The organism is Pantoea sp. Pa-EAmG (assembly GCF_030024295.1).
Classification (GTDB): domain Bacteria; phylum Pseudomonadota; class Gammaproteobacteria; order Enterobacterales; family Enterobacteriaceae; genus Pantoea; species Pantoea dispersa.
In genome coordinates this window covers 1-8,399 of record NZ_JASEWO010000184.1, presented here as the reverse complement: position 1 = coordinate 8,399, position 8,399 = coordinate 1, and the positions used below count along the sequence as shown (strand labels likewise).

General features: G+C 58.3%; 6 protein-coding genes and 1 pseudogene. All 7 read left to right on the top strand.

Annotation, left to right across the window (positions count from 1 at the left end; all coding sequences use genetic code 11):
- Positions 1-1,117 (top strand): type VI secretion system contractile sheath large subunit (tssC, locus tag QMM04_RS18830; RefSeq protein WP_282996754.1); only part of this gene is annotated, 1,117 nt, incomplete at its 5' end.
- Between the two features lie 18 nt (positions 1,118-1,135).
- A complete protein-coding gene (gene tssK, locus QMM04_RS18825; RefSeq protein ID WP_282996753.1) occupies positions 1,136-2,473 on the top strand; it encodes a type VI secretion system baseplate subunit TssK in 1,338 nt (445 codons plus the stop codon).
- Positions 2,470-3,123, top strand: coding sequence for a type VI secretion system protein TssL, short form (tssL, locus tag QMM04_RS18820; protein ID WP_282996752.1), 654 nt, complete (start codon positions 2,470-2,472; stop codon positions 3,121-3,123). Before tssK ends, tssL begins: the two co-directional genes overlap by 4 nt.
- 3 nt (positions 3,124-3,126) lie before the next feature.
- Positions 3,127-4,851, top strand: coding sequence for an OmpA family protein (locus QMM04_RS18815; RefSeq protein WP_282996751.1), 1,725 nt, complete (start codon positions 3,127-3,129; stop codon positions 4,849-4,851).
- Positions 4,852-4,856: 5 nt separating this feature from the next.
- A complete protein-coding gene (gene hcp, locus QMM04_RS18810) occupies positions 4,857-5,348 on the top strand; it encodes a type VI secretion system effector Hcp (RefSeq protein WP_282996750.1) in 492 nt (163 codons plus the stop codon).
- Between the two features lie 171 nt (positions 5,349-5,519).
- Positions 5,520-8,168, top strand: a complete 2,649-nt coding sequence (gene tssH, locus QMM04_RS18805; protein ID WP_282996749.1) for a type VI secretion system ATPase TssH — start codon at positions 5,520-5,522, stop codon at positions 8,166-8,168.
- 14 nt (positions 8,169-8,182) lie between these two features.
- Positions 8,183-8,399 (top strand): annotated as a pseudogene (locus QMM04_RS18800) (type IV secretion protein Rhs); the annotation flags it as partial.

Below are 8,399 nucleotides of genomic sequence, written 5' to 3'. Positions count from 1 at the left end.
CAAAGATGACCTGCGTCAGGACTTCGAAGACAGCCCGGAAATTATCCAGAGCGGACTGTATAAACACACCTATATCGATGAGTATGACACCCCGGGTGGAGAGCCTATCGCTGCGCTGATTTCCGCCTACGAATTTGATGCGTCTGCGCAGGATGTCGCGCTCCTGCGCAACATTTCAAAGGTCGCTGCTGCTGCCCACATGCCGTTTATCGGTTCCGCGGGACCGAAATTCTTCCTGAAAGACAGCATGGAAGAGGTGGCGGCCATCAAGGATATCGGTAACTATTTCGATCGCGCTGAATACATCAAGTGGAAATCCTTCCGCGAGACGGACGATGCCCGCTATATCGGTCTGGTGATGCCGCGCGTGCTGGGTCGCCTGCCGTATGGCCCGGACACCGTGCCGGTGCGCAGCTTCAACTATGTGGAAGAAGTGAAAGGCCCGGATCATGACAAATACCTGTGGACCAACGCCTCGTTTGCCTTTGCGTCTAACATGGTTCGCAGCTTCATCAACAACGGCTGGTGCGTGCAAATCCGTGGCCCTCAGGCCGGTGGTGCCGTTCAGAACCTGCCTATTCATCTGTACGATCTGGGCACCGGCAATCAGGTGAAGATCCCGTCAGAAGTGATGATCCCGGAAACACGCGAATTTGAGTTCGCCAACCTCGGTTTCATTCCGCTGTCCTACTACAAAAATCGCGATTACAGCTGTTTCTTCTCGGCGAACTCCACGCAGAAACCGGCCCTGTATGACACCGCCGATGCGACGGCCAACAGCCGTATCAATGCGCGTCTGCCATACATCTTCCTGCTGTCCCGCATTGCGCACTACCTGAAGCTGATTCAGCGCGAAAATATCGGCACCACCAAAGACCGTCGTCTGCTGGAGCTGGAGCTCAACACCTGGGTGCGCAGTCTGGTGACCGAAATGACCGATCCGGGCGACGAACTGCAGGCTTCACACCCGCTGCGTGACGCGAAAGTGGTGGTGGAAGACATCGAGGATAATCCGGGCTTCTTCCGCGTGAAGCTGTACGCGATCCCGCACTTCCAGGTGGAAGGGATGGACGTCAATCTGTCGCTGGTTTCCCAGATGCCGAAAGCCAAATCCTGAGGCGAGGGGAAATCAGGGATGAAAATTTACCGCCCACTTTGGGAGGATGGGGCCGCTCTGGCCCCGCAACAATTCCAGCAGCAGGCACGCTGGAGTGAATACGTTACCGACATGGTCGCCCGGATGGGGTTTTCTCATCCCTGGGGCGTGGTGGCGGCAGAATTTGATGATGCAGCACTGGCGCTCTCGCGCCTGAACGCCACCCGTCTGGTCGTACGTTTCCAGGATGGCACGATTGTTGATACGGATCTGGCGGATAATATTCCGCCGGTCTGTGATTTGTCTGCCGCAAACGGCTCTGAGGCTGTTGAGGTGGTTGCCGCACTGCCGCTGCTTAGCGCCAGCGGTGGCAACCTTGATAACGGCCAGGACAGTGAACGCCCGCGTCGCTGGAAAGCCGAACGTGTGGTGGTGCAGGAACTGGCCGGCCATGAAAGCGGGGAGCTTGCGATCCTGCGTCATGCGCTGACCCTGCGTCTGTCCAGCCAGGAAAACGCAGCATACCTGACCTGTCCGGTGGCCCGTCTGGTGCGTAATGCACAGGGGCAGTGGAGCCGGGACCCGTCCTTTATCCCGCCAATGCTGTCTGCTGCTGCCAGTCCGTGGCTTGCCACCGAACTGGGTGACCTGCTGGTCCGTCTGCAGGCCCGTCGCCGTCGCCTGATGGCCATGCGCCGGGAAAGCAATGAGCGGATGGCCGACTTTGCGGTCGCGGATGTCTCCCTGTTCTGGCTGCTCAATGCCCTGAACAGCGCCGAGCCGGTGCTGACGGAACTGCTTCAGACGCCTGAGCGTCACCCGGAACTGCTGTACCGCGAACTGACCCGTCTGGCCGGCAGCCTGCTGACTTTCTCACTTGAGCACGACGCCGGCGATATTCCTGCTTACCAGCACGATGCACCGGAGCGGGTATTCCCGCCGCTGCTGGCACTGCTCGATAAGCTGCTGGAAGCGAGCCTGCCGTCACGGGTGGTGAGTATCCACCTGGAGCATCAGGATCAGATCTGGAAAGGTGCCCTGCACGATGCGCGTCTGCGCGAAGGGGCGGATTTCTACCTCTCCGTACGTTCCTCCATGCCGAACCATGAGCTTCAGACTAAATTCCCGCAGCTGTGTAAAGCGGGCAGCTTTGAAGATGTGTCGGATGTGGTGAATGTGGCTCTGAGCGGGATGGTTATCAGGCCGCTGACCCATGTGCCGGCCGCTATCCCGTTACGCTTTGAGAACCAGTATTTCTCGCTGGATCTGAGTAGTGAGGCAGCGCGGGCGATGCTGGAAGCGGGAAGCTGCACCTTCTATACCCCGCGCTCACTGGGGGATGTGAAACTTGAACTCTTTGCGGTGCTGCGCACATGAATACATCAGAAATAAGTCAAATTGAGCGTATTTTCTACCCCGGCTGGCTGATGGCCAGCCAGCTGCGGGGCGGACAGGAGGTTCGTGACGGGGAAGGTCTCTATCGTCGGGCCTGCCGTCTGGTGCAGGAGGCAAAAGCGGCGCTCACGGAGGCAGGTTACAGCGACATCAGCTGTGACCATATGGTGTATGCCCTGTGTGCACTGCTTGATGAGAGCGTGATGAACCGGGGAACCACCGATGATGGCTATCTGACCTGGCGGCGTGACCCGCTGCAGGCACACTTCTTTGGCACTCTCAATGCCGGTGAGGAGTTGTGGGCAAGGATCCGGGACCTGCTGAAAGAAACCGCCCCTGACGCCGCCGTCCTGATCTGTATGCACCGGACTCTGCAACTGGGGTTTGTGGGGCAATATCGTGCCCAGGATGATGAGCGTCGGGAAGATATTGTTCGCGCTCTTGCGGAACGGGTACCGGCCTTTACGCTGGCACAGGACGCTCCCATTGTTGCTCGGGCATCACGCCTGCGCAGCGGCCGTCGCGGGTACTGGCTGAGCTGGGTTGTGGCCGCTGTCGCCCTGGTGGCGCTCTGGTTCTTCCTTTCGTCTTCGCTTACCGAACTGGTAAGCCAGACCGTCAGGCCGGGGTAAGCGATGCGGGATGCGTACCGAAGTCTGTTAACTGCCCTGGGTGCTGTACTGGCGCTGTGGCTCATCCTGGGATTCTGGCCACTGTCCTCGGGCAGCCGTGTGGCACTCAGTCTGCTGGTTGTGCTGGTGTCCGGGGTGATGCTCTGGCGTCAGCGCCGGGCTTCTCAGGCACGGGCGACCGCTGTCCGGGAAATTGTGGATGAAAACCTGCCGCCGGAAGATTTTCAGGGTGCGGTGATCCTTGTTTGTGGCGACAACAGCCCACTGTTTGTGTCCGGCTCCCGTCACCGGGAAACCCGACAGGGCTGGTATCTGTGGGTGAAGGATGCGGAGCAGTTGCCACTCCTGGCACAACACCTGAGCCTGGTGCGTCCGGCTCAGGTGTCGCAAATCTCCGTCATGCTGGCGGTGGTACCTGAACAGCACACCTCCGGCGATGATTTTACCCAGAATCTTCGGGGCTGGCAGCGTGCTGCCGTCCAGTGCCGTGCGGCATTTGGCACTATCCCCCCGCTGTGGGTCGCGACCTGGGTATCGCCCCCCGTGGCCTGTGCACAGGCAGAACCCGTCTGGTTTACCACGGTAAGTCAGCGAAGCGGTATTCAGGTGTATCAGCCCGGTCAGGGCAATGTGTCACTGACGGAGTGGGTCCGGGAAACCGGTTCAGACGGACGCCTTTCGCGCCTGAGTCAGGGTCTGTGGCTGGACAGTCTGCTTACCTGGCAAAACAGCGAGGTGAATGACCTGCTGTCGGTTCGCCAGGGTGAACTGCCGGTGATGAAGCCCTGCGTGCAGGGTATGTGCATGGTGCCGGTGAGCGGTATCGCGGGCAATCTCTGGCAACAGTACATCACTTCCGTGACGACGCTGCCACCGGATGCCGCCGTAACCACCGAGCCACTGCCGCTGCCTGAACTGCTGATGCCGGCGTTGCCGCGCCGACGGGGCGTCAGCCGCAGGATGGTGTTCTGGCGTTATGCCGGATTACTGGGCGGGATTTTTCTGGCACTGGCCATGCTGGCGTCCTGGATGAATAACCAGCGTCTCATTCGTAATGTTGGCGATCACCTTGCGTTGTATCAGCAGCTGACGGGGAAGCCTGTTGCCCCGAAACTGCGGGCGCAGCAGCGCCTCAGAGCCGATGGTACATTGCTGGACGACTGGGCGCGTCGCGGGGAGCCACTGCGTTATCGCCTGGGTCTGTATCAGGGGCTACGCCTGGTGCCGCCTGTTGAGGCCGCCATCAGCGACTGGGCTCCACCGCCACCGCCTCCACCGGTCATCAAGAAAATCATTCAGGGTTCGAAAACCCTTTGCCTTGACAGCATGTCGCTGTTCGATTCGGGCAAATCGGCGCTGAAAGCCGGGTCCACCAGAATGCTGGTCAACTCACTGGTCGGTATCAAAGCGAAGCCGGGCTGGCTGATTGTGGTGTCAGGTCACACCGACAACACAGGCAATCCAAATCTGAACCAGACGCTTTCACTTAAGCGTGCCGAAGCGGTGCGCAACTGGATGCGTGATACCGGTGATGTACCGGAAAGCTGTTTTGCGGTGCAGGGCTATGGCGAGAGCCGGCCGATCGCAACCAATGACACCCCGGATGGGCGCGCGCTCAACCGCCGTGTCGAAATCAGTCTGGTACCGCAGGCCAATGCCTGTCAGATATCCGGCATAACCCCAGCGTCATCGCAGGATGATGACGTATCACAATCAAATGGAGAGTAACTCTCATGGCAATTCCTGTTTATCTTTGGCTGAAAGACGACGGCGGCGCGGACATTAAAGGGGCCGTGGACGTTCAGGATCGTGAAGGCAGCATCGAAGTTGTCGCTCAGGAGCATAACCTGTACATCCCGACCGACAACAACACCGGCAAGCTGACCGGTACCCGCATCCACACCCCGTTCCTGTTCACCAAGGAAATCGACTCGTCCAGCCCGTATCTGTACAAGGCGGTGACCACCGGTCAGACCCTCAAGTCTGCGGAATTCAAGTGGTACAAAATCAACGACGCGGGTCAGGAAGTTGAGTACTTCAACACCAAACTCGAGAACGTGAAAGTGGTGAAAGTGAATCCGGTGATGCATGACATCAAGGATCCTTCTTTCGAGAAGCATAACCACCTCGAGCAGATCGAGCTGCGTTACGAAAAAATCACCTGGACCTACAAAGACGGCAACATCATTCATTCCGATTCCTGGAACGAACGCGCCACCGCGTAAGTCGCATGCGGACAGGACCCTGTCCGCAGTTTTTTGCTGAGTGCCTGGACGTAACGGGCTTTCAGCAAAGAAAACCACTAACTGCCAGCCTGACCATATGCGCTTTGGTCCCCTTCACGGGAAACAGCGATGGGCGGTAGCGTGTCCAGGAACCGACAAAGAGAGAGATTCATGGAAAATCCAGCCATCCTGTTGCGACGTCTGAACCCTTACTGTGCCCGTGCGATGGAAGGCGCAGCGTCGCTCTGCCAGACCCGCACTCATGCGGAAATTTTGCCGGAGCACTGGCTGCTGAAGCTGCTCGAACAGGGAGAAGGTGATCTGACGGTGCTGGCACGCCGCTACGAGTGGGATATGGACGTCATCTGGCAGGATTTGCTGGGCTGGCTGGACAAGCAGCCGCGCTCGGTTCGCCACCGCCCACAGCTGTCTGATGCCATTCAGTCTCTTCTACAGGAAGCCTGGCTGATTGCTTCTCTTAACGGCGAGGAACAAATACGCAGCATTCATCTGCTGATGGCGCTGATTGACAAACAGAAACTGGTTCGCTGTGACGGTCTGTGGCCATTGCTGACAATGGGGCAGAGTCAACTGGAACGTCTGCGTCCGCTGCTTGATGGGCAGTCGGATGAACGCCCGGACGTGCAGCAGGAAGCAGGGCTGGCGCAGAGCCACGGTGGCGAGGTGGAGTTTATTGCCCGTCCGGTGGGTGCAGAACTGAAAGAGGGGGAGCTGACCCCGGCCCTGCAGAATGCGCTGGATAAATTCACCCTCGACGTCACCACCAAAGCCAGAGAAGGCAAAATCGACCCGGTCTTTGGTCGTGATACTGAAATCCGCCAGATGGTGGACATTCTCTCGCGCCGTCGTAAGAACAACCCGATTCTGGTGGGTGAACCAGGCGTCGGCAAAACGGCGCTGGTGGAAGGTCTTGCACTGCGTATCGCTGAAGGCAACGTGCCGGAAAGCCTGACGCCGGTTATTTTGCGCACCCTTGACCTCGGCCTGTTGCAGGCGGGGGCGGGGGTTAAGGGCGAATTTGAACAGCGCCTGAAAAACGTCATCGATGCTGTACAGCAGTCGCCCACCCCGATTTTGCTGTTTATTGACGAAGCCCACACCATCATCGGCGCGGGTAACCAGGCGGGAGGCGCAGATGCGGCCAACCTGTTGAAACCTGCGCTGGCGCGTGGCGAACTTCGCACTATCGCCGCCACCACATGGTCTGAATATAAACAATATTTTGAGCGCGATGCTGCCCTGGAGCGTCGCTTCCAGATGGTGAAGGTGGACGAGCCGGACGATGAGACGGCGTGCCTGATGCTCAGAGGCCTGAAATCCCGTTACGCCGAACACCATAACGTACACATTACTGACGATGCGGTGCGTGCCGCGGTCACGCTGTCTCGTCGTTACCTGACCGGTCGCCAGCTGCCGGACAAGGCCGTTGACCTGCTGGATACCGCCGCGGCGCGTGTACGTATGAGCATCGATACGGTGCCTGAACAAATTGTGCATCTGAAAGCGCAGCTGACGGCACTGGAACTGGAAGAGCTGGCGCTGCTGGAAGATATCGCCGCCGGCAGCAGCCATCACGGGGACCGCCTCAGCGTCATTGAGCATCAGCGCAACGCACTGCAAAGCACTCTGCTACAGCAGGAAACCCGCTTTACCGATGAAAAACTGCTAGCCCAACAGCTGATGGCCAGCCGCCAGGATATCAGCCATCAGGCGGAAATTGCCGCCCTGCAACAGCAACTGGCAGAAGAACAACAAAATGACGCGCTGATTCAGGTGGATGTCGACACCCGTACGGTCGCTAACGTGATTGCCGACTGGACTGGCGTGCCGCTCTCTTCCCTGATGAAAGACGAACAGATCGAACTACTGACCCTGGAAAATGAAATCGGCAGCCGTGTCGTCGGTCAGGATGTTTCCCTTGAGGCTATCGCCCAGCGCCTGCGTGCGGCGAAGACCGGCCTGACGTCAGAAAATGGCCCGCAGGGTGTGTTCCTACTGGTTGGCCCGAGTGGCGTAGGTAAAACGGAAACCGCGCTGGCGCTGGCGGACGTGCTGTACGGTGGCGAGAAGTCACTCATCACCATCAACCTGTCCGAGTACCAGGAGCCGCACACCGTGTCCCAGTTGAAAGGCTCACCGCCGGGCTACGTCGGTTACGGACAGGGCGGCATTCTCACCGAAGCGGTGCGCAAGCGCCCGTACAGTGTGGTGCTGCTGGATGAAGTGGAAAAAGCGCACCGCGACGTGATGAACCTGTTCTATCAGGTTTTCGACCGTGGCTTTATGCGCGACGGTGAAGGGCGTGAAATCGACTTCCGTAATACCGTTATTCTGATGACCTCTAACCTCGGTAGTGACCACCTGATGCAACTGCTCGATGAGCAGCCGGAAGCCACTGAAGGCGACCTGCATGAACTGCTGCGCCCGATTTTACGCGACCACTTCCAGCCGGCTCTGCTGGCTCGTTTCCAGACCGTGATTTACCGCCCTCTGAGTGAGCCCGCCATGCGCACCATCGTGGAAATGAAGTTGTCACAGGTCAGCAAGCGCTTGCATCGTCACTACGGCCTGACCACGCAGATTGATGAGAGTCTCTATGACGCGCTGACCGCCGCCTGCCTGCTGCCGGATACGGGGGCGCGCAACGTCGATAGCCTGCTCAACCAACAAATTCTGCCGGTGCTGAGCCAGCAACTGCTGACCCACATGGCCGCGAAACAGAAACCATACCTCCTGACTCTCGGCTGGAATGAGGAAGAAGGGATTGGGCTTGAATTTTCAGACGCGGCTGAACGCTAATCCGGAGGCAGGGAATGACCATTCATGATGCCAGCAAGAAGAAAAAGAAGGACGACAAGAAGCAGGACGATGATTCCGTCAGAAAACTGACCACCGGAGAAATCGCCCTGGCCAGAACGGTATTCGGCAACCGTATCGATTACGAGAAGGTGAAAATTCATCATGGCAGTTATCTACCATTTGGATTGCAGAAAGAGAATGTGTCAATGACACCTAATGGTGAACTGTATT